24 protein-coding genes are annotated in these 26998 nt (G+C 68.3%); 7 read left to right on the forward strand and 17 right to left on the reverse strand.

Features of this window, described 5'->3' with window-relative positions:
* Positions 1-114: 114 nt before the first annotated feature.
* On the reverse strand, positions 115-855 hold the full coding sequence (locus NAM01S_RS23690; protein ID WP_067788740.1) for a glutamine amidotransferase: 741 nt from the start codon (positions 853-855) through the stop codon (positions 115-117).
* Between the two features lie 213 nt (positions 856-1068).
* On the opposite strand from NAM01S_RS23690, the gene NAM01S_RS23695 reads away from it, so the two are divergent.
* Both NAM01S_RS23695 and NAM01S_RS23705 read left to right on the forward strand, forming a co-directional pair.
* Positions 1069-1953, forward strand: coding sequence for a bile acid:sodium symporter family protein (locus NAM01S_RS23695; protein ID WP_067788741.1), 885 nt, complete (start codon positions 1069-1071; stop codon positions 1951-1953).
* 396 nt (positions 1954-2349) lie between these two features.
* Positions 2350-3597, forward strand: a complete 1248-nt coding sequence (locus NAM01S_RS23705) for an ATP-binding protein (protein ID WP_067788745.1) — start codon at positions 2350-2352, stop codon at positions 3595-3597.
* 94 nt (positions 3598-3691) lie between these two features.
* On the opposite strand, the gene NAM01S_RS35245 is transcribed toward NAM01S_RS23705, so the two are convergent.
* Together NAM01S_RS35245 and NAM01S_RS23710 are read right to left on the reverse strand one after the other, a co-directional pair.
* Positions 3692-3853 (reverse strand): hypothetical protein, encoded by a 162-nt coding sequence (locus tag NAM01S_RS35245; protein WP_157107869.1) that lies wholly within the window; start codon positions 3851-3853, stop codon positions 3692-3694.
* 58 nt (positions 3854-3911) lie between these two features.
* Entirely contained in the window at positions 3912-5927 is a 2016-nt protein-coding gene (locus tag NAM01S_RS23710) for a TerD family protein (RefSeq protein WP_157107870.1), read from the reverse strand.
* Between the two features lie 255 nt (positions 5928-6182).
* On the opposite strand from NAM01S_RS23710, the gene NAM01S_RS23715 reads away from it, so the two are divergent.
* Both NAM01S_RS23715 and NAM01S_RS23720 read left to right on the forward strand, forming a co-directional pair.
* Positions 6183-8228, forward strand: coding sequence for a M3 family metallopeptidase (locus tag NAM01S_RS23715; RefSeq protein WP_067788748.1), 2046 nt, complete (start codon positions 6183-6185; stop codon positions 8226-8228).
* A gap of 173 nt (positions 8229-8401) precedes the next feature.
* The gene (locus NAM01S_RS23720) at positions 8402-9121 is read left to right on the forward strand and encodes a GNAT family N-acetyltransferase (RefSeq protein WP_157107871.1); all 720 of its coding nucleotides are present in this window, start codon (positions 8402-8404) and stop codon (positions 9119-9121) included.
* Positions 9122-9128: 7 nt separating this feature from the next.
* Here NAM01S_RS23720 and NAM01S_RS23725 read toward each other — a convergent pair whose 3' ends face one another.
* From NAM01S_RS23725 to NAM01S_RS23780, 12 genes are all read right to left on the reverse strand, one after another.
* The gene (locus NAM01S_RS23725) at positions 9129-9335 is read right to left on the reverse strand and encodes a hypothetical protein (RefSeq protein WP_143861438.1); all 207 of its coding nucleotides are present in this window, start codon (positions 9333-9335) and stop codon (positions 9129-9131) included.
* A gap of 264 nt (positions 9336-9599) precedes the next feature.
* On the reverse strand, positions 9600-9935 hold the full coding sequence (locus tag NAM01S_RS23730; RefSeq protein ID WP_067788753.1) for a phage holin family protein: 336 nt from the start codon (positions 9933-9935) through the stop codon (positions 9600-9602).
* A 31-nt stretch (positions 9936-9966) separates the two neighbouring features.
* Entirely contained in the window at positions 9967-10551 is a 585-nt protein-coding gene (locus tag NAM01S_RS23735; RefSeq protein WP_169810888.1) for an SRPBCC family protein, read from the reverse strand.
* A gap of 44 nt (positions 10552-10595) precedes the next feature.
* Entirely contained in the window at positions 10596-11129 is a 534-nt protein-coding gene (locus tag NAM01S_RS23740) for an Rv1363c family protein (RefSeq protein WP_067788757.1), read from the reverse strand.
* A 26-nt stretch (positions 11130-11155) separates the two neighbouring features.
* On the reverse strand, positions 11156-12406 hold the full coding sequence (locus tag NAM01S_RS23745; protein ID WP_084483224.1) for an MCE family protein: 1251 nt from the start codon (positions 12404-12406) through the stop codon (positions 11156-11158).
* Positions 12403-13485, reverse strand: coding sequence for an MCE family protein (locus NAM01S_RS23750; protein WP_067788759.1), 1083 nt, complete (start codon positions 13483-13485; stop codon positions 12403-12405). The genes NAM01S_RS23745 and NAM01S_RS23750 overlap by 4 nt, the downstream gene beginning before the upstream one ends.
* Positions 13482-14579: an MCE family protein gene (locus NAM01S_RS23755; protein ID WP_067788885.1), complete on the reverse strand. Its 1098-nt coding sequence runs from the start codon at positions 14577-14579 to the stop codon at positions 13482-13484. Before NAM01S_RS23755 ends, NAM01S_RS23750 begins: the two co-directional genes overlap by 4 nt.
* Positions 14579-15664 carry an MCE family protein gene (locus tag NAM01S_RS23760; protein ID WP_084483225.1) on the reverse strand — a complete coding sequence of 362 codons (1086 nt, stop codon included), beginning with the start codon at positions 15662-15664 and terminating at the stop codon, positions 14579-14581. Before NAM01S_RS23760 ends, NAM01S_RS23755 begins: the two co-directional genes overlap by 1 nt.
* Positions 15661-16686, reverse strand: coding sequence for an MCE family protein (locus NAM01S_RS23765; RefSeq protein WP_067788761.1), 1026 nt, complete (start codon positions 16684-16686; stop codon positions 15661-15663). Before NAM01S_RS23765 ends, NAM01S_RS23760 begins: the two co-directional genes overlap by 4 nt.
* A 1-nt stretch (position 16687) precedes the next feature.
* On the reverse strand, positions 16688-18190 hold the full coding sequence (locus NAM01S_RS23770) for an MCE family protein (RefSeq protein WP_067788763.1): 1503 nt from the start codon (positions 18188-18190) through the stop codon (positions 16688-16690).
* A gap of 10 nt (positions 18191-18200) precedes the next feature.
* Positions 18201-19061 (reverse strand): ABC transporter permease, encoded by an 861-nt coding sequence (locus tag NAM01S_RS23775; RefSeq protein WP_067788765.1) that lies wholly within the window; start codon positions 19059-19061, stop codon positions 18201-18203.
* A 1-nt stretch (position 19062) separates the two neighbouring features.
* Positions 19063-19944, reverse strand: coding sequence for an MlaE family ABC transporter permease (locus tag NAM01S_RS23780; protein WP_067788766.1), 882 nt, complete (start codon positions 19942-19944; stop codon positions 19063-19065).
* 596 nt (positions 19945-20540) lie between these two features.
* Between NAM01S_RS23780 and NAM01S_RS23785 the strand changes: the two genes are divergently transcribed.
* The 3 genes from NAM01S_RS23785 (at position 20541) to NAM01S_RS23795 (ending at position 24298) form a co-directional block, all read left to right on the forward strand.
* Positions 20541-20972 carry a GAF domain-containing protein gene (locus NAM01S_RS23785; RefSeq protein WP_067788768.1) on the forward strand — a complete coding sequence of 144 codons (432 nt, stop codon included), beginning with the start codon at positions 20541-20543 and terminating at the stop codon, positions 20970-20972.
* 369 nt (positions 20973-21341) lie between these two features.
* Positions 21342-23984, forward strand: coding sequence for a LuxR C-terminal-related transcriptional regulator (locus NAM01S_RS23790; RefSeq protein WP_067788769.1), 2643 nt, complete (start codon positions 21342-21344; stop codon positions 23982-23984).
* 101 nt (positions 23985-24085) lie between these two features.
* Positions 24086-24298, forward strand: a complete 213-nt coding sequence (locus NAM01S_RS23795) for a DUF8691 family protein (RefSeq protein ID WP_067788771.1) — start codon at positions 24086-24088, stop codon at positions 24296-24298.
* A 4-nt stretch (positions 24299-24302) separates the two neighbouring features.
* On the opposite strand, the gene NAM01S_RS23800 is transcribed toward NAM01S_RS23795, so the two are convergent.
* Positions 24303-25334, reverse strand: coding sequence for a crotonase/enoyl-CoA hydratase family protein (locus NAM01S_RS23800; RefSeq protein WP_067788773.1), 1032 nt, complete (start codon positions 25332-25334; stop codon positions 24303-24305).
* Between the two features lie 28 nt (positions 25335-25362).
* Positions 25363-26991, reverse strand: coding sequence for an acyl-CoA dehydrogenase family protein (locus tag NAM01S_RS23805; protein ID WP_067788775.1), 1629 nt, complete (start codon positions 26989-26991; stop codon positions 25363-25365).
* Positions 26992-26998: the final 7 nt, after the last annotated feature.

Here is a 26998-nt window from a genome sequence, read left to right on the forward strand (position 1 = left end):
TTGGACTCGTTCGAGACACCTTGCGTGCGTTGTACCAAGATCGCCTGGCGATTGCTTCGGCGCGTACCGGGACGGTCTCGGGCCGGATCATCCGCCGGGCGAGGGCCGGATCACTTACTCGTCGACGCGGTATCGGGTGACGAATCGGCGCAGAATCTCCGGCGGGACCGTGATCGATTCGCGGTGGCCCAACTCGGTGAGATAGTCCGCCTCCTCGGGCGCGAAGTACCCCGCGTGGCGATAGGCCTCGATGCGGATCGCGAGGCCGTTGCCGTCCAGTTCGGGGTGGAACTGGGTCGCGTACACGTGCCTGCCGGTGCGGATCATCTGCACCGGGCAGCCGGCCGACCCCGCGAGCAGGGTCGCGCCGGGCGGCACCTCCTGACAGGCCTCCTTGTGGCCGACGAAGGCGCGGAACGACCGCGGCAGGTCGTGCAGGAGCGGGTCTTCGTCCGCGTGATCGGCCAGTTCGACGGTCTGCGCGCCCGCGGTCTCGCCGTACCGGTCGCCGCCGACCTTCCCACCGAGCACGTCCGCGAGAATGCCCAGGCCGTAGCAGGCGCCCAGGTACGGGAAATCGCGGCCGACGATCTCGATCATCAGCTTCTTCAGGCGGGGCTCGAAGCGCCGCTGATAGGGATACTTCTGGTCCTCCGGACTACTGACGTTGCTCGGGCCCCCACCGACGATCACCGCCGAATAGTCGTCGAGGTCGATGTGCGGGAACTCCTCGTCCATCTTCACCCGCACCACATCGTCGGCTTGGAGCTCGCCGGCGCGCAGGATCGCGCGATACTCGTCGTCCGCCGCGGCACGCTCGGGCCGCAACTGCAAGAGCAGGCAGGGCTTGGCCATATACCGATTGTGCAAGATCGGTGACCACTGGGGAGGGAAGTCCGCACGGCCCCGAGTTTCGGTGGCCAACCTTTCCAGGTCTGTCGACCGGCGTGGCGCAGGTCGACGCGGCCGAATTGGTTGCGACGTAGGTCACACACCGCTACCCTCCATTCATTCTGAGACGAATTGGTCTCAGATATGGGCTTCGGCCCGCGAATGCTGAGGAAGAATATGGACTCTCCGCTCGTATCCGTCGGTCTGCCAGTGGCTTTGGCCGTGATCATGTTCGGCCTCGGGTTGTCGCTGACGATCGCGGACTTCACCCGCATCGCCCGGAACCCGAAGACCGTGGCGATCGCGCTCGCCTGCCAGCTGGTGGTGTTGCCGATCGTCGCCTTCGGACTTGTGCTGCTGTTCGATCTGCCGCCGATCCTCGCGGTCGGCATGATGCTGCTCGCGTCCTCGCCGGGCGGGACGACCGCGAACCTGTTCAGCCACCTGTTCCGCGGCGATGTCGCGCTGAACGTGTCTCTCACCGCGGTCAATTCGATCATCGCGGTGGTCACGGTGCCGCTGGTGACCAACTTCGCCATCGACTACTTCGATCCCGACGAGGGCGCGGGCACGGTCGGCCTGCAGTTCGGCAAGGTCGTGCAGGTGTTCGCGATCGTGCTGGTTCCGGTCGCGATCGGGATGGTGGTGCGGCGGCTGTCCAGCGCGTTCGCCGACCGGATGGACCGGCCGGTGCGCATCGGCTCGGCGCTGACGCTGACGCTGGTCGTCATCGGCACCATGGTCGCCGAGCGCGACAACCTGGTCGACTACGCCCTCGACGTCGGCGCGGTCACCACACTGTTCTGCCTCGTCAGCCTGACCGCGGGCTACTTCCTCCCCCGCTGGCTCGGCGTCTCCGACCGCCAAGCCATCGCCTGTTCGATGGAGGTGGGCATCCACAACAGCACCATCGCGATCACCATCGCCATCAGCGTCCTGGACAGCACCGAAATGGCCGTTCCCGCAGCGGTTTACGGCGTCCTCATGTTCCCCCTCGCCACCGCCGTCGGCTGGCTCCTGACCCGCAGCCAACCCCGCCCCGCCCTCGCCGAAACCAGCTGAGGTCCGTTGGCGGAGGACATCTCCCCGACCGGCACGGCCGCGCGATCGCCGCTCGCCCGCACGTGGCGGCCCGCCGCCGACCGGCGGCAGATCGCGATCGCGCACGGCGGCCGCCGTCGATCCAGCGCAACGTCGGCAGATCGACGGCACGAGTATCGGCAGACTGACGGCAAGTTCGTCGGCAGATCGACGGCGCACCCGTCGGCAGACTGACGGCTAATTCTGCGGCAGGTCGACAGCAGAACTGTCGGCAGATCGACGGCCAACCCCTCGGCAGATCGACGGCCAACCCCTCGGCAGATCGACGGCGGTACTGTCGGCAGATCGACGGCTGAGCCCTCGGCAGATCGACGGCGGAAGCGTCGGCAGATCGACGGCCACAGGTATGATTGCAGAATGCGCCAAGCAGTCGATTACCTGCCGAGACGAGCCGGGGACCTGGTCGCGGAAGCGCTCGCGGACACCCGGGTGGTGATCATCAACGGTGCACGTCAAACCGGCAAGAGCACGCTCGCCGAGCGCTGCTTGGTCGACCGGCCGGACGCCGTCAAGCGGTACCTGGACGACCCAAGGACTCGCGCCTCGGCCGCGGCCGATCCGGTCGCCTTTCTCGATGCTCCGGGCACGATGCTGATCGATGAAGTTCAGCGGGTGCCGGAACTGTGGTTGGCAATCAAGAACGCGGTCGATCGAGACCCTCGTCCCGGCCGGTTCCTGTTGACCGGCTCGGCTCGGCTCCTCGGCCTCAGCGAACTTCCGGACGCCCTACCCGGACGCTCCGAAACAGTCGAGCTCTTCCCGCTGTCACAGGGCGAGATATCCGGCGCTGCGGACGGCTTCGTCGACGCGGCGTTCGCCGAAGGCAGCCGCCTACGAACCAAGTCTTCCGACATACGCCGGAAGGACTACATAGAACTCGCGTGCCGCGGTGGCTACCCCGAGGCATTGCGCCGCGCAGCACCGCGCCGACGCGCACAGTTCTTCAAGTCCTACCTCGACGACATCATGAGTCGAGACATCCATCAGGTGGCCGACATCCAGCGGCGCTCGGACATGCGGCGCCTGATCGCCACTCTGGCCGCTCAGAGTGGCGGATTGCTGAACTACAGTCGCCTGGCCTCGGATCTCGGCATTCCGATCACGACAGTGCGCGAATACGTCGGCCTGCTGGAGGTCGTATACCTGGTTCGCATGATCCCCGCGTGGTCGGCCAACGCGACCGCACGAGCGATCGCCACGCCGAAACTCGTCTTCAACGACTCCGGACTGGCCGCTCATTTGCTTGCCGGCGTCACCAACGACGCGACGACCGGCGGCCTCATCGAAACCTTCGTGCTCGGTGAGCTCACTCGTCAGCTCACCTGGAGCCAGACCATGGCGCGGCTACATCACTACCGCGACCGAGACGGTCACGAGGTCGACGCCATTCTCGAGGACAATGCCGGGCGGATCGTCGCCATCGAAGTGAAGGCGGCCGAGACGATTCGGACCGACGATTTCCGAAACTTGCGAATCTTGCAGCGCCGCTTGGGCGAACGTTTCCACGCCGGCTTCGTTCTCTACTGCGGCGACCAACAACTTCCGTTCGGCGACGGCTTGTCCTGTGTACCCATCAGTGCCCTGTGGACCACCGCATTCGATTGAGGCCTGAGCACCACATGAAGCGAGCCGCGGACCGCGCGGCGCACTACCGCGGCACGAGCCCATCGGGCAGGGCTCGGCGATGTGCCCCTGCGGTTCACTCCGCGGCGTCGATCTCCCCCGCCCTGGCCGGGGCGGACAGGCGGATGACTCCCGCGTCCAGATCCACGTCGACGCGCGGCTGGTGCACCTGTCCGTCGCTGTCCTCGCTGCCCTCGTCGGTCAGCTTGTTGCCGAACAGCTCGCCGATGATGCCCACTCCTCCACGATAGCCGCCGCGGCCGCGCACCCCGGCGGTGGCGTTCCGCGGAAAGCCGTCACTCTGCGGCCTCCGACTGCACCTGCTCCGGCTGTTTGGGTGCGGCGGGCACCCATCCGCGCAATGGCTGCACCACCGATCCGTAGAACGCATCGGTCGCCGAGGTGACGCTGGTGATGAAACTGGCCGCGGTGCCGGCTCGCCGGTTGCCCATCGGGAAACTCTGCTCCAACGAGAACGAGACGATGGCACCCGAACGACCATCGGTCAGCACTTTCGGATTCGCGCGCACCGTCGCGAGGTGCTCGCACGCTTCGTTACCACGCTCGGAGAAGACGGCCTCGACTTGGACGTCCCCTGGCGCCTCCGCGAGTTGCCTGAGCAACCACGTCATTCGACGACCGGACGATCCCTCGTTCGGTGCGTCGAGGACCGTGCGGCACCGAACCCTGTTCGTGCGCACGTCGGCGATCACGACCAGATCCCCTGCGGTATCGGGGATACGCAAGACGGCTTCGAACGTGCCGTCCGCTGCGAGCCGTTCCGCGACCGCGGCATTGCGCGCAGTTGGATCGGTGCGGTGACGCCGAGGCAAGACGTGCTTGACCGTAACGCCGAGTTCGGCGGTCAATCGCAGGGCGAGGTGCCGCGACAACGACACCCAGGTGTCCGCGACAGTCAATGCCTTCTGATCGCCAGCGCGCAAAGTACCGGCTGTCACCGAGTCTCGAACCGCCACCCAATGCCGACCCATATCGACGAACTCGGTCGCCCCGGAGCGCGGATGGTCGAGATAACGCAGGAACTCGCTGAGCAGCCACGCCTGCAGTTCGTCGTCGATGCCGCCGTGCGAGAGCAACATTCGTGCTTCATGTGCCACTTCCGCCCACGACAGGTGCCGCAAGGCGACTTTGGCCAGCTTTCGGCGGTCGACTTCCACGGGGAGTTCTCCCGGGCTGGCGGGAACATCGTTCGACAAACTGACCACCGCGTCGTACTTCTTCTTGCGCGCCACATCGAGATAGCTCTCCAGCTGATCGCGCTTGAGCTTGCCGTTTCCGGTCTTGACCTCGAGCAGCCCGGTCCAGACTCGGCTGCCCCGGGACACTTTCAGGACGGCGTCCGGTATCACCTTCGAATCACCGCGCTCGTATTGCACTTCGACGTAACCCTCGAAGGCGCCGACCGGGGCGCCCATCCTGGCGCACACCGCACGTGCGAACGGCCGGACGGCCTGCATCGTGCCGATCAGCGCTGATGTGGCACGGCGCTCCTGTTCCTCTCCCGCACCGACGCCGACCACCGAGAACAGTCGAGCCGGTTGCCACGTGTCCAGCTCCGCGAGCTTGAATTCGAGAGGCTTCGCCTTCTTCAACGCCCGCTTGGTCGTTCTGACGCCTCGCCGCTTTCCGGCGTCCCGCGCAGTGGCGGCCGGCGCCTGCCGCGGCTGCCCACTGGACGTGTCGACGGCAACCGGTTCGACCGGCGCCGGCTCACTCGCCTGTGGGGCATCCGATTTCGCATCGTCTGTCTCGGGTTCGGCGTCGTCGACGTCGACGCCGAAGTCCTTCGCCAGACCCGCCAGTCCCGACTCCCACCCCTGCCCGACAGCACGGACCTTCCACTCGCCGCCGCGGCGGTAGATCTCACCGAAGACGAAGGCCGACTCCCTCGTGGCGTCGGCGGTGACGTATTCCGCCAGCGACAACCCCGCCGCGTCGACCACCCGGAGAGCGAGTTTGCCGAGATCCCCGAACGTCCCGGTGCCAACGCTGCCCGCGAGCGCGATCGTGTGGACGTTGTCGGGCGCGGCCGACAGGTCTATCGCGATCCGAGCCTGCGCTCCCTCCTCGGTCGCACTGGTACCGAGGAACCGGACCGAGCCGTCCGTCGACTCCGGCTGGTTGTAGAAGATGAAATCGGCATCGGAACCAACCCTTCGATCGGCCCCGAGCAATAGCGCGGACGCATCGACTTCGATCTCCGATTCGGTCCATCCGATGACGACATCTATGCGATCGACATCGTCCGGCAGTGGCACGTTCTGGCCCTTCGACAGCATCGGAGAAGTCACAGGTGACAGCCCTTCCTCGATTCGAAACATCGGTCACAGACAATCGGGTTCAGCCGATTCGGATACCGACCCCCATTGCATCGGCGCCGCAATCCGGCGGCGACGCAGTGCTATTCGGCCACGAGCGAGTGTTTGTTACACGCATCACATTCCGAGTCGACCTCGTATAGCTTTGGACGGCCCCGCGACTCGCCGCCTGCGCCAGCGACACCGCAAACGGTGTCGGGGGTGTGGGGGCGGGCATAGAGTTCTCGCATGACGAGCAACCCGTTCTTCGAGCGCAGTGCGCTGCCCTACGAGCTGCCGCCGTTCGCGGAGATTCGCGACGAGCATTATCTGCCCGCGTTCGAGCGGGGGATGGCGGAGCAGTTGGCCGAGATCGGGGTGATCACGGGTGGGGCGGGGAAGCCGACGTTCGAGGATACCGTTGTGGCGCTGGAACGTTCGGGGGCGCTGCTGACGCGGGTGGCGAATGTATTCTTCAATATCGTCGGGTCGGATTCGAACGAGCGGATCGAGGCGATCGAGGCGGAGGTCTCGCCGCTGCTCGCGGCGCACCGGGACGCGGTGTATCTGGATCCGAAGCTGTTCGCCAGGATCGACACGTTGTTCCGGGAGCGGGAGCAGCTCGGGCTGGACGCCGAGGAAGCGCGGCTGTTGGAGCAGTACCACATTCGGTTCGTCCGGGCGGGCGCTCGACTGGATGCCGAGGGGCAGGCGAGGTTACGCGAGCTCAATGCGGAATTGGCCACGGCGGCAACCGAGTTCGGGCAGAACCTGCTCGCCGCGACCAATGCCGCGGCGCTGGTCGTTGAGAGCGAGAAGGAGCTGGCCGGGCTCGGGTCGGCCGCGGTCACGGCCGCGGCCGAGAACGCCCGTTCGCTCGGCCGGGAAGGGGCGTGGGCGCTGCGCCTCCAGAACGTCTCGAATCAACCCGTTCTCGCCGAGCTGGCCGACCGCGAGGTGCGGCGCAAGATGCTGGCGGCCTCGCTCGGGCGCGGATTCGGGGCGGACGGCCGCAACGCCGACCTCGCCGTCCGGATCGCCGCGCTGCGGGCCGAGCGAGCGACGCTGCTCGGCTACCAGGACCACGCGGCCTACGCGGTGGAAGATCAGACCGCGAAAACCGCTGGGGCGGTGGAAGAGATGCTGGGTCGACTGGTCCCGCCCGCCGTCGCCAACGCCGAACGGGAGGCCGCGGAGCTCGCGACGGCCATGCGCGCCGACGACAGCGACGCCGAACTGTGCGCGTGGGATTGGCAGTTCTGGTCGGAAAAGCTGAAGGCGGAACGCTTTTCGCTGGATACCGAGGCGCTGCGCCCCTACTTCGAGCTCGAACGGGTGCTGAAAGACGGCGTGTTCTTCGCCGCGGAGCAGGTCTACGGGATCAGCTTCGCCGAGCGCGCGGATCTGGTGGGCTACCACCCGGAGGTCCGCGTCTTCGAGGTGTTCGACGCCGACGGCAGCGCGCTGGGACTGTTCCTCGGCGACTTCTTCGCCAGGCCGTCCAAGCGCGGCGGCGCGTGGATGAACGAATTGGTCAGCCAGTCGCGGCTGCTGGGGACGCGGCCGGTGGTGGTCAACAATCTCAATATCGCCAAGCCGCCCGCGGGCGAGCCCGCCCTGCTCACCTGGGACAACGTCCGCACGCTCTTCCACGAGTTCGGGCACGCGCTGCACGGCTTGTTCTCGGATGTGCGGTTCCCGTTCTTCGCGGGGACCGAGGTGCCGCGCGACTTCGTCGAATTCCCCTCGCAGGTCAACGAGATGTGGATGGACCGGCCGGAGGTGCTGGCCAACTACGCCAAGCACGTCGAGACCGGCGAGCCGATGCCCGCCGAGCTGGTCGAGCGGATGGCCGAGGCCGCCCGCTTCGGCGAAGGTTTCCGCACCGTCGAGTACCTGGCCGCGGCGCTGCTGGACTGGGCGTGGCACCGCGTGCCCGGTCCGGACGCGCTCGCGGATGTCGACGCCGAGGCGTTCGAGCGGCAGGCGCTCGAGAAAGCGGGGGTCGCGATGGAGGCGATTCCGCCCCGATACCGGACCGGCTACTTCGCCCACATCTTCTCCGGCGGCTACGCGGCGGGCTACTACTCCTACATCTGGAGCGAAGTGCTGGACGCGGACACCGTGCAGTGGTTCGAGGACGGCGCCGCACCCATCCGCGAGAAGGGCGAGATCTTCCGGCGCGAACTGCTGTCCCGAGGCGGTTCGGTGGACCCGCTCGCGGCCTTCGAATCCTTCCGCGGCCGCGCACCGGAGATCGAACCGCTACTGACCCGCCGAGGGCTGGTGAGCTGACCCGCTCGACGCGATAGTGGGTGCACAACTGTACACTCAGTGACGCCAGGTCGGCGCCACGACCCGACGCGGTACGCACCGCGGCCGAGCGCGCATAGTGCGACGCGCTCGGCGACGACTGGGTGCTCGCGGCGCCGACGGCCGGTCCCACTGAGCTGGAAGGGGTTGTGCACATGGGTTCACCGGGGCGAGTGACGATCGCCTACGCGTCGGCAGCGGAGATCGAGACCAACTACCCGCGGTGGTGCGCACTGGCGGGCATCGGCGACACTCCGCTCAGCGACTACGGCCAGGAACTCGCGCAGGCGCAGCGGCGCGGTCTGCTCGCCTCCGCCGTGACACCGTCGGGCACCCGCGCGATCTCGGCGGCCGCGGGCAAGGGCGGGCTGGCCGGTGCGGTCGCCGCGCGCAGCCTGGTCCTGGTGGCCCAGCGCGATCGCGTCGTCATCGGCGGCCTCTACGCCGGGCCCGAAGCCTTTGTGGTGCACCGCCTCCAGCCGTGGGGCACCGCCGCGCAGGCGCGCGCGCTCGTCGGCCTGATGAAGGTAGGCGTGCTCGCGGTGGAGCCGGAGTTCCGCGGCACCGGCGTCGGCGCGAGCCTGCTGCGGTATGCCGCGGATCGCGCGGCCGCCGGTCGGGTCCGGTTGATGTACGGATCCTGCACCGCCGATACCGATGTCGACCGCTTCTGCACAGACCGCGGCTACCGAGTGCTCGGGCCGGGGCAGAGCATCGACCTCTCCCCTGTCCTCGGCGTGCCCGCCGAACTCGACCCGGCCAACGGAGAACGGCTCGTCGCGACCGCGATCGGCGACGGCCCGCCCGTGGACGTTTCCCGGGATGGCGCACGCCCGCACGCGCCCGCCGATGGCGCGCGCCACCCGACGACGTAGCCGGACCTCAGACGTCCCGCACGCCGACGTGCACACCTTCGGCGATACGGAACAGGTCGACGACCGCGAGGATCTCTTCCATCGTTGTCTCGGGCAGCCCCTCGACGGTCTGGGCGAAGCGGCGCAGGGCCCGGTCGGTGAAGCGGGCGACGACTCCGGCGTCACCGCCGTGGCCGAGCAGGTCGTTGTCCGGACAGGGGTGTGCGAGCGACATGTCCACTCCGTTCCGCCAGCAACGTTGCCGTGCAGTAGCCATCAACCGATGCTGCGAGTATCGGGCGGCGGAGCGGGCGCTGTCACTGGGCAATCGAGAGAAAGAACGACCGAAAGTTGGTCACCGGATACAAAACGCGCCGTTGCGGTCGGCCGCGCGGGACCTGACCAGCAGAATACTTCGTTACTCCTTGCGGCACAGCAGGTTTCGGATGTGATACCGGCGTCATCGTGGTCAGCGGCGCAGGTCCCGGCTCCGCGGTCGTCACCGACGTGTCCTGCGCGACCGGGACAGGGCGAACATCCCGAGCCCGCCTGCGACGACACTGGTCAGCAGCAGCACCAGCGCGCAGACAAGCATCGCGAGCCACCTCGGCATCCACTGGCCGAGGGCTTCGACGCCGAAGCCGAGGAACAGGTACCCCGCGCTGAGCACGGCCACCGCGGCGAAACCGAGCAGCACGCCGCCGAGCAGTACGAGCTTCAGTTTGTCGAGCAGGTCGGCGCGTAGGCGACGCCAGCGGCGGCGCGCGGGCGCACCGAGTCGGGCCAGCGGCCGCGCGAAGTGGTCTGCGGTGTGTCGTTCGTGCGTGGTAGCCATGTCTTCCCCTGTGGCGGTGCCGGTTTCGAAATCAGATCCGGGTGGCCAGACGCTGGAGAACGACCCGCGCGAACGGCCGGATCAACGGCGCCGTCCAGCTGAGCGGGACGAAAGCGAAGAGCGCGGGGCGACCGCCAACGGTCCAGATCACCTCGGTGCCGCCGCCGGACTGCTCGAGCCGGAAGTCCGCGACGTAGCTCTGCACGAAGAGCGGAATCGAGGTGCGGATGCCGACGACGGTCAGCCTGCGGCCCGGATCATGGTGCAGCACTTGCTCGTCGGCGGCGAAGAAGACGGTGTCCAGTTTGCGCACGGTGCCGATCCCGCGCTCGGCGTGCGGGTAGCGCACGCCGGGGATGAACGGCATCCAGGAGAACGCGCCCTCCTCCAGCCCACCCCAGATCCGGTCCGGCGACGCGGCGAAACGCGCCGTGGTGGTCATGGTGAAAGTGGGCTTCCGCTCGGCCATTTCGTCGACCGCGCGCCCGGACAACGGCGCGAGTTCGTCGGCGAGCAACCGTCGGCAGCGACGTCGCAAGATGATCGCGGTGACGGCGGCGGCCACCGCGGCGAGTACGGCGAGACCGACGGCCGCCGTGATGATGAGTCGGACCATGAGGGAACGCTTCTCCATGAGTGTGTCGATTCGTGTGTCGGGCGTCAGGACGGCGGCAGCAGGGGCGAGCTGACCTTGTCGACGAGCCAGTCGTCGCCGACCTTCCGCAGCGACAGGGTGATCGCGAGCTGGCCGGGCCTCGGCTGGTTGCCGGTGCCCGCGCTGGTGATGGTCTGGCCGATCACGAGCACGGCCTCGGCGGTGTCCTCGTCGGACTTCTCGATGGCGCACTGCACGCTGTCGGCTTTGGAGACGACCCGGCCTTGCACCAGTACCTCGCGCAAATCCTTGCTGGTGGAGTCGAACTCCCGCTTCCAGTCGCCGGTCGCGCCGTCGAGCACCGCCGCGAAGTAGGTGTCGAGATGCTCGGCGTCGTAGGTGGCCATCGTCGGGCCGTAGGCGCATGCGGCGCGCTGCGCGGCGGTCCTCGCTTCCTCGCTGTTCTCCGCGCGTTCGTGCTGTACGGCGAAATAGACGGCGGCGAGGGTGGCGGGTACGGCGCCGATCGCCGCCGCTATCGCGTAGCGGCGCCGAACGGGACGCGACGGGTCGGTCGGGACGGGTTCTTCGTCGTGCATGGGCGATACCTTTCGTTTCGGCGAGCTCATTTGGCGGGCAACGGAACCGACAGTTCGTCCCCGGTTGCTCCCGGCGGCGGACCAGACCCGTTGTCGGCAAGATCCGGCCGCGGCGCGTTCGCCGACCCGCGAACCTGGAGCGCGGGATTGCCGGTGACGCAGTAGTTGTAGAGCCGCACCCTTCCGTCGCCGACCTGCGCCGGTGAGACCGGGATGGTTTCGTACTCGCAGGTCGGCCGCGGCCAGATGTCCATCAGCGTATGAAAAGCGTTGTCGTGCGCGGGAACACCCATGGCCGCCGAACCGGCTCGCAGCGCGGGGAACAGCGCGGTCATGGCAGGCGTGCGCAGCCGCGCGGCCCTGGTGATGGCGACGAAATTGGTGACCAGGTCGGTGATCGGGTCGCCGGTCTCGGCGATGACGCCGCCGAGGGTGGCCAGCTGGCCCGGACCGAGCTCGAGCAGCCGTCGCACCTCCTGATCGGCGGCGCTGAGCTGCCCGAACAGCACGCCGGAGCCGCGGACCAGCGTGGTCAGATCCGGCTGCGCGTGCGAGGTGGTCTCGGCGATGACGGAGAGGTTCGCGATGAGCCGCTCGGTCTGCGGCAGCTGTGCGGTCAGGCCCGCCATGGCCTGGCTGATCCCGCTGATCACCGTGCGCAGCCGATCCGGTCCGTCGGCGAGCGCCCTGTCCAGCTCGTCGATGATCACGTTGAGGCGCTGCGGATTGAGTCCCGCGATCAGCGCGCTGGTGTTGGTCAGGAAGGAATTGATGGTGACCGGCGTGCTGACCCGGTCCGCCCCGATCAGCGCACCGTCCTCGAGGTAGGGCTCGCCGTTGCTGTCGGGACGGAAATCGAGGTACTGCTCCCCCGCCGCGGACAGCCGCTGCACGGCCACCTCGCCACCGGCGGGCACCCGGACGCCCGCGTCGATCTCGGCGATCGCCTCGACGCCGTGCGGTGACAGCTCGACCGCGCGGACCGTACCGACCCGCACGCCGCGGAAGGTGACGTCGCTGTTCGGCAGAAGTCCGCCGGTCTCCGCCAATTGGACTCGCACGCGATAGGTTTCGCGCAACGGGTGGTAGCGGACCACGTCGAGCGCGAGGTAGCCGCCGCCCACCAGCAGCAGTCCGATCATCCCGAGTGTGGCGAGCGCCTGCGCTCGGCGGCGCGCCCATTCCGCGACGCCGACGAGGATCGATGCGCCGAGGTCGAGTCCGAGACCGGCCAGATCGAGCAGTGTTTCGGAACGCGGCGGTCGCGGGGCGCTCATCGGTGACCTCCTTGCAGCCGTCCGATGACGCGCGCGATCACCTCGGCCAGGCTGCCGACGAACGCGGTCAGGTCGCTGCCGTCCGGCAGCTTGCTGCCCCGCGGATCGGTGAGCGCGCCGACGCTGAGATAGGAGATCGTCGCCGCGACGGCCAGTGTGCTTCCCTCGGTGGTGGCCATCAGCGCGGGATACAGCGTGTGCAGCCCGTCGAGCGTGCCCGCGAGATGGTCGCCCATTCTGGTGAATCCGTCCATCAGGCGCTGCACGCTGTCGAACAGCGAAACGAACTGCGGGCCGGTGGTGGCGGTGAAGTCGCCGAGGGCGGCCATGGTCACCGACACCTTGGTGGCGAGTTCGGTGATGCCGCGGTTGTTTTCGGCCAGCACGCCGATGAGATCCGGGAAAGTCTCTGCCGCCGCGCCGAGTTCGGCCTTGCGCTGTTCGAGCGTGGCGCTCAGCGCGGCCAAACCACCGAGCAGGCTGTCGATCTGATCGGTGCGGGCGTTCAGCGCGGAGAGGGCCGAGGTCAATTCGGTCAGCAAGTGCGCGAGCTGCGGACCTCGGCCCTCGACCATCGAGTTCATCTCGCTGGTGATGCGGGCGGCTTGGTTCAGGCCGCCGCCGTTGAGCAGCATCGACATCGAGGTCATCAGTTCTTCCACCGACGCGCCCGCGGAGGTGTGCTCCCGGTCGATGCGGTCGCCGTCGCCGAGCATCCTGGCCTCCGACCGGGCCTGCGGGAGCGTGACAGCGACGAAGATGTCGCCGAGCGGCGTGGATTGCCGCAGTTCGGCGCGGCTGCCTTCGGGCAGGGCGATATCAGCGCGGATCTCCAGCTCGACGTCGGCGCGCCACCCGACGGTGTCGATCCCGCTGACCACGCCGATGTCGGTGCCGCCGATCTTGACCCTGGCCCGCTCGGGGAGGTTGAGCGCGTTGTCGAAGACCGCGTGCAGCCGGTAGCTCGGTCCCGCGACGCCCGGCTTGGGCAGGGGAACGTTGTCCACGGTCACCGCGCAGCCCGAGATCGACAGTGCCGCAACGGCTCCCGCGATTGCCGGGGTGAACTTGTTCGTCATCGCGTCAACCCCAGCAGCGCGAGTGTGAGTCCGAGATCGGGTCCGAAGTCGGCGAGCTTGCCGGTGCGGCAGCCGTCGGAGCGCAGCTGGACGCGTTCGCAGAACAGCGACAGCGTCTCGTTGTCCAGCAACGATTTGTCCGTCAGCAGGTGCAGTCGCATGGCTCGGTTCTCGTGGCTCATCGTGTTGGCGAAGTTCTCGAACAGCAGCGGCGCGATGTCGACCACCTCGGTGAGCCCGCGTGCGTTGTCGCGCATCTGCGCGGTGATGGCGGTCAGCCGCTGGAGGGCCGAGGTCAGCGGCAGCCGGTTCTCCGCGACGACCGCGCTCGTATTGGCCACGAAGTCGTTGACCTGGGTGAGCACCGCGTGCAAACCGGGCGCCTGGTCGCCGAGCAGCGCGATCAGCTCCGTCAGCCGGGCGCTGAAATCACGGACGGTCTGGTCGTTCTCGGCGATCACCGTGGTGAGCTCGGTCAGCTCGGTGATCGTGCTGGAGATCTGGTCCTTGGTGGCCAGGGTGACCTCGAAGGCCGTCGAGAGCGCGTCGAGGGTTTCCCTGATCCTGTCGCCGTTGCCGTCGAGCAGCGGGAACAGCACCCGGCTTGCCATCGGCCCTTCGGTGTCGCTGCCTTTCAGCGCCTCGCCGAGTTGTTCGAAGTTCTTCAGTATCCGATCGAGCTCGACGGGAGTTCTGGTGCGCGCCAGCGGAATATGCGCGCCGTCGGCGAGTCTGGGGCCTTCACCTCGGTAGGCGGGGGTCAGCTCGACATGGCGGTTGGTGATCAACTGCGGCGAGACGAGGGCGGCCATGGCGTCGGCGGGCACCGGGACGTCGCCGTCGATGGTCATGGCGACCTGGACGTATTCGCCCTTGGGGTCGATGGCGTCCACCGTGCCGACCGGGAGCCCGAGCACCGAGACCTCGTTGCCGACATAGAGTCCCGCGACGTTCTCGAAATCGGCGGTGATGCGCAACTCACGCCCGAACAGGCGGTCGGGCAGGGCGGTGAGATCCCCTGGCAGCGTGGCGCATCCGGTCAGCGCGAGAGTCGACAGCAGGATCGCGAATCGCAGGATTCCGCGCGACATCATCACCGACACCCCTCGACGACGTGCACCAGACACAGCCAGTTGTCGGGAAAGACCCACGGCATGTACACCTCCCCGTACGGGCCGTTGCCGAAGGAGTTGTTGAACTGGCGAAGTGCGACCGGCATCACCTGGTAGAGGCGATCGAGGTTCTCCCGGTTCTTCTCCAATCCCTCCGACATCGTGTTCAAGCTCTGAATCAGCGGTCCGAGCCGACCGCCATTCTCGATTCCCATGTCCTGCAATGCCTTCGACGCGGCGGCGATATCGTCCAGCAGTTGCCGCACGAGCTGCTGCCTGCGGGCGACGGCGTCACCGATGGCCTGCCCGCGGGTGAGCAGCAGCAGGACACTGTTCTGGTTGTCCGCCACCAGCCGGGAGACGCCGTCGATGTTCTTCAGCAGCGAATCCACCTCCGCGCGGCGGTCGCTGACCACCTTGGCCAGCACGCCCACCGCGTCCAGTGCCTGCGCGGTGAGCTGCGGCGAGTCGCCCATCTGCCGGTTCACCGCCTCCAACGATTCGCGCAGGTTCGCTGGGTCGAGGCGTTCGATGTGCTCGAAAGAGTGCTTGTACTTCGGATCGTCGACAACCTTCGCCAGGTTGTACGGAACCGACGTGCGCGCCAGCGGAATTCGATTGCCGGGCAGTCCGGAACCGGTGCCGGGATTCAGCTCGACGTGCATCTTGCCGAGGATCGTGGACATCTCGATGGCCGCGCTCGCGTCCGGGCCGAGCTCGATGTCGTCATCGATCGAGAGAGACACCAGAATTCGATCGCCGGCGAGCCGCGCCGACCGCACGGTACCGACCGCGACACCCGAGACGTCGACGCTGTTGCCTGTCCGCAGACCGGCCGCCTGCGCGAACTCCGCGTGTACGGTCTTCTCTCCGATCCCGACCCTGGTCAGCAGGCCGGAGCAGACGAGCAATGCGACCACCGCCACCCCGGCGGCGACGCCGAGCCACCACTGCCGGTTCTGCCGATAGCTCGGCACCGCCGACCACATCTCCGGCAGCGTCGGTAGACCGAATCGGACGAGCAGCCGGTCGACCGGCCCGAACAGTCGCGGAAATCTCTTGCTCATCGGCACACCTCCGAGTGCGCGTTGCCGCCGACCTGGGTGAGCACGCCGCGGGGAAAGAGCACACCCCACAGCGACACGTCCAGGCCGCACAGGTAGGAACTGATGTAGGCGCCGTTGCCGCTGATGCGTGCCAATCCGGCCAGCACATAGGGCAATTCGACGGCGGCTTGGTCGAGCCGGGCGCCGTTGGACAGCAGCAGCGACACACCCGTTGTGGCGTACTGCTGGGCCCGCGCCATGCCCGGTTGGATCTCCGCGACGAGGGCGGCGAGCCGGTCGGTCGACGCGGCGATCTGGTCGAAGGCGCCCTTCAGCACCTCGCCCTGCTCGTACAGGCCGGCGACCAGCGCCCTGGCCTGGGTGATGAGGGTCTCCAGCTCCCCGCTGCGGTTGGCGAGTCCGGCGACCACGCCGCTGAGGTTCGTGATCACCGCCCCGAGGATCTCGTCGCGCTGCTGGAACGAATTCGCCAGACCGGCGGCCTGGGTGATCAGCGCGCTGAGCGAGACGCCGTCGCCCTGCAGCGCCTGCACCAGCGTCTCCGACAGCGAGTTGATCTCCTCCGGTTGCAGCACGCTGAACAACGGCTCGAACCCCGCCAGCAAGGTGGAGACGTCGAAGGACGACTCGGTGCGCTCCAACGGAATCGCACCGCCCGGTGCGAGCGGAACTCCATCGCCGTCGCCGGGCGCCAGCGCGACATAGCGCTGCCCGATCAGGTTCTGATAGCGGATCAGCGCCTCGGTGGTGGTGGTCAGCCGCTGGCGCGAACGGACCCGGATGGTCACGCGCGCTTCGTGATTCGCGTCCAGCTCGATCTCGTCGACGCGGCCGACGCGGACGCCAGCGACCCGGACGTCGTCGCCGACGCGCAGTCCGAGGACGTCGCCGAAGGTCGCGGTGTAGCGGTGCGTGTCGCCGGGCACCGACCGTTGCAGCGTCGACCAGATCGTGTAACTGGCCACCACGGCCAGTGCGACGAACAGGGCGAGGCTGATGACCGCGTTTCGGGTGCTGAGCATGTCACCGTCCCCTTTCGGCTGTCGGGTCGGCGCTGACGGTGATCGCGCCGTCGGCGAGCACCGGACCGAGCAGCAGCCATTGCGCGGCGCTCGGGGTTCCGCCGGTCAGTGCGGCGATGGCCGCGACACCCCGGAGGGGGCCGACGGAGACCGCGGGGTGGTTCTCCTGCGAACCGCCGGGCACAATGCGGGACCCGGGAATCGGCGGGACTTGCGGCGCCCCGGGCATCTGCGGCAACCCGGGCATCTGCGGGAACCCGGGGATCGACGGCAGCCACGGCATCTGCGGCAGCGCGGGCATCTGGGGCAGCCCGGGCATCGGCGCCTGCGGAATCGCGGGAAGCTCAGGCGGATTCGGCAGCTCGGGCAGCGCCGGTCCAGCCCCTTCGACGCGTCGCGGCAGCAGATTCGGCGGAAACTCCTGCGGCACCGGTACATCCGGTACGGAGCCGGTGCCGCAGCGCGGCCCTGGCAGCGTCCCGTAGTGCGGGCAATCCCGCGCGGTGTACTGCTCGAACGGCGTGAAGGACACATCGATGACCCAGGCCATCTGCTTGCTCGGCCCCCAGTTGAACACCGTGGCCAAACGGCCGAGCGCGTCATCGAGATTCGCCGCGGTGACCGCGATGGCGTCCGGATCGGCAGCCAGTGCGCCGAACGTCTCGTCCAGGCCGATCACCAATTCCTTTCCGGCGTCCGGGTTCGCGGCGAACAGCCGGTTGGTCGCGTCGACCGCACCGCCCGCGGAGGTCAGCAGTTCGATGACACCGGCACGGCGTTCGGTGATGGTGCGCGCCGCGGTGATCGACTCCTCGAGCACCTCGACGAGTTCGGGCGCGGACGCGTCGACCGCTGCGGCGGCCGCGCCGAGATCGCCGAGCAATTCGCCGATTCCGGGAGTCGCGCGAACGCGGGTGGTCCACGCGTCGAGGCGTTCGATGGTCGAGCCGGGCGCTCGCGCGGCGGGGTCGAGTGCGTCGGCCAGGGTGCCGAGCACGCGCCCGAGCTTCTCCGGTTGGATGCTGTCCAAGACTGTGCGCAGGGTGGTCAGCGTCGTCTGCAACTGGGTGGTCGCCGCGCTGGTGTCCTGGCGGATCGTGGCGCCCTCCCGCAGGCCGCGCGGGGCGGCGCCGTTGTCGACCAGTTCGATCGCGGTGACGCCGAAGATGTTGGCGGGTACCACGCGTGCGGTTACCGTCTCCGGAATCGACATGGCCACATCGCTTTTCAGGTCGATGCGGACGTTTTGACGCTCGCCTTTCGCGGCGATGCCGACGTCGGCGACGCTGCCGACGAGCATGCCGCGGAACTTCACGTCGGCGAGTTCCGGCAGGCCGTCACCCGTGCTGGTCATCACGGCGGTGACCGCGACGTCGTCGTCGAACGCGCCCGTGTAGCGCAGGCCGAGCAGATACACCACCGAGCTGATCGCGGCCGCGAAAGCCACGCCGAGCACGCCGAGCCAGGCCGGACGCATCCCGCGCCCACTCTGATCGATCATCATCGCCCCGCCCCTATCCGGAGATCCGAATGCCGGGGTCGATGCCCCAGATCGCCATGGTCAACAGCAGATTCGCGAAGACGACCACGATGATGGACACCTTGATGGCCCGGCCCGCCGCGACGCCGACGCCCTCCGGCCCGCCCGCGGCGACGAAGCCGTAGTAGCACTGCACGAACGTCGAAAGCAGCACGAAGACAGCGACTTTCAGCGCCGAGTAGGCGATGTCGACGGGATTCAGGAACTGGTGGAAGTAGTGGTCGTAGGTGCCGATCGTGGTGCCGCCGAGGAAGAAGACGGCCACCTTGGTCGTGAGGTAGGCGGTGGCGAGCCCGATGCTGTAGAGCGGCAGGATGGCCACGATCGCCGCGAGCATCCGGGTGGTGACGAGGTAGGGCAGCGGGCGGATCGCGATCGACTCCAGCGCGTCTATCTCCTCCGATATCCGCATCGAGCCGAGCTGCGCGGTGAACCGGCAGCCTGCCTGCGCGGCGAAGGCAAGGGTGGCGAGCAGCGGCGCCAGCTCCCTCGTTGTGGCGAATCCGGAGACCGCGCCGGTCAGCGGGCTCATGGTGAGCAGGTCGAGGGCGGTGTGCGATTCCATGCCGACCGTGATGCCGCCGAATCCGCACAGGATCAGCACAACGCCGACCGTGCCGCCGCCGACGACCAGCGCGCCGTTGCCCCACGTGACGTCGGTGATCAGTCGCAGCAACTCCTTGCGGTAGTGCCGGAGCACGAACGGGATGGCCGCCAACGCCTGACCGAACACGAGCCCTTGGTGGCCGAGGCGCACGACGAGCCCGCCAGGGACGCCGAGCGCGCCGCGTATCCGCCACAGCGGCCGGACCAGGGGCGGTACATAGTTCGCCATCTCAGATCACCCTCGTGGGGAACAAGGTGTTGTAGATCTGGGTGAGGACGATGTTGGCCGCGAACAGGACGATGGCCGAGTTCACCACCGCCGAGTTCACCGCGTTGGCCACCCCCGCGGGCCCGCCCTTGGTGTTGAGGCCGGTGTCGCAGGCGATGATCGCCGCGAGCGCGCCGAAGATCATCGCCTTCACCATGGCGATCACGAGGTCGGCCGCGACCGCGAAGGACGCGAAGGTGCTGATGTACGAGCCAGGTGTCCCAGACTGTATGTAGACATTGAACGCGTACCCGGTCGCGAAGCCGACGAACACCACCAATCCGCACAGCAAAGCACTGACGAGGACGGCGGCGAGCAGGCGGGGCGCGACCAGGCGCCGCACCGGATCGACGCCCATCACCACCATCGCGTCGATCTCCTCGCGGATCGTGCGCGAGCCGAGATCGGCGCAGATCGAGGAGCCGACCGCGCCCGCGATCATCAGGCAAGTCACCAGCGGGGCGCCCTGCCGGATGATGCCGAGCCCGTTCACCGCGCCGATGAACGTCGTCGCGCCGACCTGACTGACGAGGGAACCGACCTGGATCGACACGACCACCGCGATCGGAACGGCGACGAGCAGCGTCGGCGTCGCGGCGACATTCGCCATGAACGCGCACTGTTTGACGAACTCTTGCAGCGGAAACCGGCGACGGGCGATCGACGTGATCAGCTCGCCGGTCGCCCGCCACGTCATGATCAGCTGCCTGCCCGCGGTCTCGACGGATCGTTGCGGATGATCGCGCCAGTAGCCGAGCCCGTACTCGAGCACCCGCCTGCGGTCGGTCGTTTCGATCCGCGCCCCGGCGAAATCGCCGTAGTCGATCCTTGTCGGCAAACTCATGTGACTGCGTCCCCTTCGTTGGAGCACACGGGAAAGCCCAAGGCCTGCGGCGCGACTCCCCGTGACCTACTTGGCGTAGAACTCGTTTCCTACACCACCGTAGGAGTGTGTCCCAGACACTAATGGTAGTTCCTCATCGGCGCCACCCAAGTCGGCCAGATCGGCCACATCTAGACGGCATACAAGCCGCTTTGCCGCCATTCGACTGAGACAGACGCGATTCCCCGGTTGGTCCTCGCCGCACAGTCCGCGCGTGAACCGGCCGTCCAGAATCGAACGTGAAAAATCTGGACCCGAACCGACCACCCGGTGTTAATGTGGTGGCCGTCACATCGCTGCTCAGCGGCATGTGACCCGCGTGAAGGTGAACGGTTCTCTCCGGAAATCCTGGGCGGTTCCGAGAAACCCAGGCGCGCAACCGTTCACGCCGCCACCGGTCCGACACCGGTGGCAGGCGCCCGTTCGGGGGACGGGCGATGCGACGCTGCCGACGCGGCAGCGGCACAGGTGGTCAGCAAGTCGGCGCGTCCGGAGACACCAGCAGGTCGGCCCATCGGGCCCTGCCGCCGGTGCGCGCCGTGGAGTGAGGTGTCCGAATGCTCGATACCCGACCCATCACGACGAATTTCCCCGGTTCAGTCACCCTTTTCCCGAACAAGTCCTCGGCGATACCCGCGCAGGCCGCCGCGAACATAGCGCGCCTGCTGCCCAATCACCCCTTGGTCGGCATCACGGCCTGGGGACTCGACGGCCTCGAAGTCGTCGGCTGCTCCGATCAGCAGGCCGCGACAGTGGAGCAGGCCCTCCTCGAATTTCCCGATTCGCCGGGCATGGATGTGATCCGGCGGCGCAGCAGGATTTTGATCGCCGACCTCGCCGCGACATCGCGCTGGCGCGACTACTGCGCCCACCTGCGCGAACTCGGTATACGGTCGCTGTACTGTCACCCGCTCGTCTCCGACGGGCAGGTGCTCGGCCTGTTGAGCATGTACTCCCACCGCACCAACGCTTTCCGCGCGAAGGAGTGACGTGGACGTGGGGAGGGGCGCGCCCCTCCCCACGTTCTGGGAACTCGTGCTACGCCGAGCCGGTGGCAATGGCGATGAGATCCGCGATGATTCCGGTCACCGTGTCGAGCGCGTCGAGCACAGCGGAACCGAGATCGAGGATTTCCATCGTGTCTCCTCTTCCGTTGGGAACCCAGCCAAGCGTCGCACGCGATCGGTGACAAAGATCACATTCCAGCGGTGACACGCCAGCGCACGCTCGATCGCCGCGCTCGAATATCCGAAGCATCCTCGGTATTTCGGGCCTGCGCGCATTTACGATGACACCCGAACGATCAGAGATTCCTGAGCCAAGCGCGCACTATGTCGGCAGTCGGTCCAGGAGGCACGGTGACCATCTCGCAGGGCCCCGATCTACGTTCGACCTTTCCCGACGGCGGCGGAATTCCCGCGGAAATTCCGTCGTTCTCGTCGGCGCCGATTGCCAGGACGATGCTGATCGAGCGACTCGACGCCATCGTCGACAGCGACGAGCACCGAGTGCTGTTGGTTTGCTCGCCCGCCGGAAGCGGCAAGACGGTTTTGCTCGCCGACTGGGCCGGCAGACTGCGGGCGCGGACCTCGCGACGACCCGCGCTCGGCTGGGTCTCGGTGTCCGAGCATCCCGAGCCCGGGCTGTCGCTGTGGCAGGCACTGCGCGATCAACTCGGTCTGCCGAACCCGCCGCAGCGCCTAACCGTCGACGCCCCCGGCTCCGACGCCGCTCACCTCGTCGAGGCGCTGACCACGCGTGGAACGCCGACGGTGATCGTCATCGATGACGCCCACCTGGTCGCCGAACCGATCGCACTCGCCGGGCTGGAACACTTCCTGCTGCACGCGCCCGCGACGGTCACCACGGTGGTCGCCGGCCGCTTCGACCCGCCGCTGCACTGGCACCTGCTCGGGCTGACCGAACGATCGACAAGGTGGGGCGCCGCCGACCTCGCGATGACGAGCACGGAAGTCGCGGCGCTGTGCCGCGAACACCACTGCGAACTGGACGACGCCGAACTCGCCACGGTCCTCGACCTGACCCACGGGTGGGCGGCGCTGGTCCGCATCACCGCGATGTACCTGGCCGCCAACGCCGACCGCGCCGCGGCGCTCGGTGTCCTTGCCCGGCCGCCGCGCGCCGTCTCCGACTTCCTGGTCGGCGAGCTGATCGGCGCCCTGCCCGCGTCCCTGCGGCTGTTCCTCACCTACACAAGCGTTCCCGCCTCGTTCACCGAGCGGATGGCCGACGAGCTGATCGGCGGCGGCGCCACGCACACGCTCTACCAGCTGGACCGGATGAACTTCCCGGTCAGCTCGATCGCGCGGGGCGGCGACGTCTGGTTCAGCTACCACCCGATGCTGCGGGCGTACTTCCTCGCCGAGGTGAACCGGCTCGGCGCGCATGCCCGCGCCGAACTGCACCTACGAACCGCGAACGCGCTGCGCCACGCCGGGCTGCCGCGCCAGGCGCTGACCCACCTGCTCGTCGTCGGCGACCCGCGGCACCTGCGCGACCTGCTCGTCGAACACGGGACGACGATGGTCCTCGACGGAGACGGCGCGGCGCTGTTCGGCGAGCTTCAGCGCGCGCGGCCGAGCCTGCTGGACGATCCCTTCGTCTGGCTGCTCCGCGTGCTGGACGCGCTGTTCCACGGCACCGCCGCCGACGCACAGGCCTACCTCGACGTCGCCAATTCGCGCGCGGGCCGCCCTTCGCTCGTACCCGCGCACTGGATCGACGCGCTCACCGTGGCCACGACGGTGGACGCGGCGGCCGCGACCGGAACCGTCTCGGGTGACCTCGCCGTCACCGCCGTGCCGCCGACCGGCAACCCCGACATCGACTGCTACCTGGCGATTCAGTCGGCCACCGCGCTGGTGGTCGGCGGACGACTCGGCCGAGGTGAGGAGGCGCTGTCCCGCGGGCTCGCCCTGGCGCTGCACACGGGCCACCCGCGGCTCGCGCTGCGCGCGCTGACCCGCCTGACCTTCATCGCCTGCGGGCGTGAGGCCACCGCCGCGATGCGCGATCGAGCCGGGCGGGCGCTTGCCCTCGCCGCCGAGCACGGCCTGCTCGACACACCGGACGCCGCGCAGGCGATGACGGCCGCCGGACTGGCCGCCTACCTGCGCGGCGAGGAACCCGATCCGAGCCATGTCGCGGCGGCCCTGACCCATCACGCGGTGCAGGACGGATCCGAGAGCCCGCTCGCGGGCTGGCACGGGTACGTGATCGGGCAGCTGCTCGCCGTCGAGCAGGCCGCGGACCGGCGCGCGGCCGTCGACGATCTGCGCCGAGCCACGCAGCTGCTGCTCGACAAGAACACCGTCCCCGCCGCGACGGCCACCGTGATTCCGCACGCGGTGTGGGCGCTGCTGAGCGTGTCCGAGCCGTTGGCCGCCCAGCTGCTCGCCGAACGGGGACAGCGGCTGCTCGGCGACCTACCCGACGTCACCGTGGCGCGGGCTGCGGTCGCCGAGGCCGCCGGGCACAGTCAGGCCGCGCTGGCGCTCGTCGAGCCGCTGCTCGAACTCGACGGTGCGGACGACGCGCGTCCCTCCACCCTGGTCACCGGCTGGTTGCTGTACTCGTCCGCGCAGCACGCGATCGGCAACCGCGCGAAGGCGCGGACCGGCCTGGAGAACGCGTTGCGGAACGCCGCAGCCGACCACCTGGTTCGTCCATTTCTCGACGTCCCGAACGCTATCGAACTGCTCGATGTCTACGCGGGCCGATTGGGTCGGCTCGACGCGTTCGGCGATATCGTCCGACAGAATCGCAATACCGCAAGGCGCTCGACCCACCCGGCCCTGACGGACGCCGAAATGACCGTCCTCAAACAACTTCCGTCCGGCCGTACCGCGCAGCAGATCGCCGGTGATCTCGGGGTGTCCATCAATACCGTCAAAACGCATCTGCGTTCGATCTACGCGAAATTCGGTGCGAATTCCCGGGTCGCCGCGCTCGATTTCGCACGGCGCAGCGGCGTGCTCTGAGGACCCCGTCGAATTCCGGAAATCTCATCCGCGGCGTGTGAGGCGAGCCGCGCGCTCGGCGCGCGAGACTCGACCATCGCGCAGTCACAGGAAGGAGAGCCATGGCGGTCCCGACCAGGTACCAGTTCATCATCGACGGCGAACTGTCCGACCGCGCCCTGGCCGCCTTTCCTGACCTCGACGTCGCACCGTCGCGCACCGGCACCACCTCGCTGTTCGGCGCCGTGCCCGATCCGACCGCCATGCGCGCCGTGCTCGCCATGATCGACAACCTCGGCCTCACCCTGCTGGAGATGCGGCAACTGCCGGACTGAGGGGTCAGCCCTCGGCGTCCTCCCGGAACTGCGCCCGCTTCCAGTCGCCGTAGGGTTCGTCGCGTTCGCGCACCGCCTCGCGGAAGCCGACGGTAGCCGCGCGCAACTGGAAGGCGTAGCCCTCGCGGGTGTGCCGGGAGATGCCGTCGAACACGGTGCTGACCATTCCGGAGTTCGCCACACCCTGAGCGAGCAGCGCGCTGTTGAGCGCGAGCTTGGCCATGATCAGCTGGTTGATCGGCATGCGGGCGATGCGGGCGACGAGTGCCTCGGTGCGTTCGTCGAGCTCGTCGGCCGGGCAGGATTCGACGGCGAGGCCCCATTCGGCGGCCTGCTTGCCGCTGATGCAGTCGCCGGTGAACAGCAGCCGCTTGGCGAGCTGATCGCCGAGCCGGTGCGCCCACATGCCCGCCGCCGGAATGCCCCAGACGCGGGTGGGCGGGTAGCCGATCTTGGTGTCGTCGGCGCAGATGATCTGATCGGCGAACAGCGCGATGTCGGTGCCGCCCGCGACAGCGAAGCCGTGCAGTTTGGCCACGGTCGGCTTGTTGGCGTGCAGCAGGCTGGAAAAGCCGCGGTTGAAGCGGCTCATCATCTGATAGTCGACCATCGGATCCCAGGTGCCCCATGGATTGTGGTTGCGCGCCTGCACGGTGGGATCGAGGACCGTGCCGTCCACCGGCGCCGCGCCGCCGTCCGGTGCGAAGCCGTTCTCCGCGAAGATCGACAGGTCGTAGCCGCCGCAGAACCCCTTGCCGCGGCCGGACACCAGGATCACGTGCACGCGCGGGTCCAGGTCGGCCCGCTCGACCGCCGCGGCGAGTTCGATCGGGGTGTCCGCGGTGATCGCGTTGCCGTGGTCGGGGCGGTCGAAGGTGATGCGGGCGACCCGATCGGTGACCTCATAGGTCAGCGTCCGGTACCGGATGTCGGAGGGCGCCTGTTCCCGGTCGGCGAACAGCGAGTCCTTGCCTTCGGTCAGGCCTTCGTACCAGGCGGCGGGGCGGGTACCCGCGTGATCGGTGTAGTCGGGCAACGGGAGAGTCCCTTTCGATCGGATGGAATCAGAGCTTGGGCGTCACGCGTTCGATGATGGACCCGGTGTCGACGCCGTGCGGCAGAGTTCCGAAGACGTCGCCGCGATCGCGGCCGAGCCTGCTCGCGGTGTAGCCGTCGGCGACCGCGGGATGTCCGTAACGCACCAGCAGCGAGCCTTGCAGTACCTGCGCCATCTCGCCGACCACACGGCGGGCGCGGTACTGGATCGTGTCGAAGTCGGTGAACTGATCACGCAACGCGGCGATCGCGGCGTCGAGCCTGGCGTCCGCGCCGCGCGCCTGCTCCACCTCGTCGAAGAAGACGCCGAGGGTTTCGGGCTGTTTGGCCAGGGCGCGCAGCGTGTCGAGCGCGGCGACGTTGCCCGAGCCCTCCCACACCGACATCAGCGGCGCCTCCCGGTACAGCCTCGGCATCCGCGATTCCTCGACGTACCCGTTGCCGCCAAGGCATTCCAGGGCTTCGGCCGCGTGGATCGGTCCACGCTTGCAGACGTAGTACTTGCTGACCGCCAGCGCGATCCTGCGCAGTCGGTCGGCGGTCTCGTCACCGGCGACGGCTCGATCGGTCACCTCGGCGAGCCACAGCGCGACCGTGGTCGCACCTTCGGCCTCCAGCGCAAGGTCGGCGAGCACATTGCGCATCAGCGGCTGGTCGATCAGGTGGGCGCCGAAGGCGCGGCGGTGGGTGGCGTGGTGCACGGCCATGGCGACGCCCGCCCGCATCCCGGAGGCCGACCCGAGCGCGCAGTCGAGCCGGGTCAGGTTCACCATCTCGATGATCGTCGGGACGCCGCGGCCTTCCGCGCCGACCAACCAGCCGACGGTGTCGTCGTACTCGACCTCGCTGCTCGCGTTGGAGTGGTTGCCGAGCTTGTCCTTCAGGCGTTGCAGGTTGAAGGTGTTGCGGGTGCCGTCGGGCAGCACGCGCGGGACGAAGAAGCACGACAGTCCGCCCGGCGCCTGCGCGAGGACGAGGAAGAAGTCCGACATCGGCGCCGAGGTGAACCACTTGTGCCCGGTGATGCGGTAGGTGCCGTCCGCGTTCGGCACCGCGGCCGTCGTGTTCGCGCGGACGTCCGAACCGCCCTGCTTCTCGGTCATCGACATGCCCGCGATCAGCCCGCGCTTGGTCGACGGCACGCGCAGACCGGGGTCGTATTCCTTGGCGACGAGCAGCGGCTCGTACTGCGCAGCGAGCTCCGGGTTGGCGCGCAGCGCGGGCACCACGGCGTAGGTCATCGAGATCGGGCAGCCGTGGCCTGCGTCGACCTGACTCCACACGCTCATCTTCGCGGCGCGCACCAGATGCGGGCTCGGGCCGCTGTCCGCCCACGGCGCGGCGTGCAGGCCGAAGCCGACCGCGTACTCCATCAACCGGTGGTAGCTCGGGTCGTACTCGACCTCGTCGATCCGGTGCCCGTAGCGGTCGTGGGTCCGCAGCACCGGCGGGCGCGCCTCGGCCAGGTCGCCGAGTGTCTGGGCCTCGGCGCTGCCCGCGACCTTGCCGACCGCGCGCACGTCGTCGATGGCCGATTCGGCCCCCGTCCTGCGCAAGGCCTCCAGGATCACCGGCTGCTCCGCCGCGTCGAAATCCACCAACGGTGGAACCTGATTCGTCACCTCGTGTGTGGGCATAGCTGTC

The sequence above is a fragment of the Nocardia amikacinitolerans NBRC 108937 genome (assembly GCF_001612615.1).
Classification (GTDB): domain Bacteria; phylum Actinomycetota; class Actinomycetes; order Mycobacteriales; family Mycobacteriaceae; genus Nocardia; species Nocardia amikacinitolerans.

What these genes read in the sequence shown, in the direction of transcription:
- NAM01S_RS23735 (WP_169810888.1), bottom strand. Translation starts at nt 10,551, where the DNA reads ATGGTCCGACTCATCATCACGGCGGCCGTCGGTCTCGCCGTACTCGCC.
- NAM01S_RS23785 (WP_067788768.1), top strand. Translation starts at nt 20,541, where the DNA reads ATGCTCGATACCCGACCCATCACGACGAATTTCCCCGGTTCAGTCACC.
- NAM01S_RS23740 (WP_067788757.1), bottom strand. Translation starts at nt 11,129, where the DNA reads ATGCACGACGAAGAACCCGTCCCGACCGACCCGTCGCGTCCCGTTCGG.
- NAM01S_RS23795 (WP_067788771.1), top strand. Translation starts at nt 24,086, where the DNA reads ATGGCGGTCCCGACCAGGTACCAGTTCATCATCGACGGCGAACTGTCC.
- NAM01S_RS23750 (WP_067788759.1), bottom strand. Translation starts at nt 13,485, where the DNA reads ATGACGAACAAGTTCACCCCGGCAATCGCGGGAGCCGTTGCGGCACTG.
- NAM01S_RS23730 (WP_067788753.1), bottom strand. Translation starts at nt 9,935, where the DNA reads ATGGCTACCACGCACGAACGACACACCGCAGACCACTTCGCGCGGCCG.
- NAM01S_RS23690 (WP_067788740.1), bottom strand. Translation starts at nt 855, where the DNA reads ATGGCCAAGCCCTGCCTGCTCTTGCAGTTGCGGCCCGAGCGTGCCGCG.
- NAM01S_RS23695 (WP_067788741.1), top strand. Translation starts at nt 1,069, where the DNA reads ATGGACTCTCCGCTCGTATCCGTCGGTCTGCCAGTGGCTTTGGCCGTG.
- NAM01S_RS23705 (WP_067788745.1), top strand. Translation starts at nt 2,350, where the DNA reads ATGCGCCAAGCAGTCGATTACCTGCCGAGACGAGCCGGGGACCTGGTC.
- NAM01S_RS23780 (WP_067788766.1), bottom strand. Translation starts at nt 19,944, where the DNA reads ATGAGTTTGCCGACAAGGATCGACTACGGCGATTTCGCCGGGGCGCGG.
- NAM01S_RS23745 (WP_084483224.1), bottom strand. Translation starts at nt 12,406, where the DNA reads ATGAGCGCCCCGCGACCGCCGCGTTCCGAAACACTGCTCGATCTGGCC.
- NAM01S_RS23760 (WP_084483225.1), bottom strand. Translation starts at nt 15,664, where the DNA reads ATGAGCAAGAGATTTCCGCGACTGTTCGGGCCGGTCGACCGGCTGCTC.
- NAM01S_RS23720 (WP_157107871.1), top strand. Translation starts at nt 8,402, where the DNA reads ATGGGTTCACCGGGGCGAGTGACGATCGCCTACGCGTCGGCAGCGGAG.
- NAM01S_RS23755 (WP_067788885.1), bottom strand. Translation starts at nt 14,579, where the DNA reads ATGATGTCGCGCGGAATCCTGCGATTCGCGATCCTGCTGTCGACTCTC.
- NAM01S_RS23775 (WP_067788765.1), bottom strand. Translation starts at nt 19,061, where the DNA reads ATGGCGAACTATGTACCGCCCCTGGTCCGGCCGCTGTGGCGGATACGC.
- NAM01S_RS23715 (WP_067788748.1), top strand. Translation starts at nt 6,183, where the DNA reads ATGACGAGCAACCCGTTCTTCGAGCGCAGTGCGCTGCCCTACGAGCTG.
- NAM01S_RS23805 (WP_067788775.1), bottom strand. Translation starts at nt 26,991, where the DNA reads ATGCCCACACACGAGGTGACGAATCAGGTTCCACCGTTGGTGGATTTC.
- NAM01S_RS23725 (WP_143861438.1), bottom strand. Translation starts at nt 9,335, where the DNA reads ATGTCGCTCGCACACCCCTGTCCGGACAACGACCTGCTCGGCCACGGC.
- NAM01S_RS23765 (WP_067788761.1), bottom strand. Translation starts at nt 16,686, where the DNA reads ATGCTCAGCACCCGAAACGCGGTCATCAGCCTCGCCCTGTTCGTCGCA.
- NAM01S_RS23770 (WP_067788763.1), bottom strand. Translation starts at nt 18,190, where the DNA reads ATGATGATCGATCAGAGTGGGCGCGGGATGCGTCCGGCCTGGCTCGGC.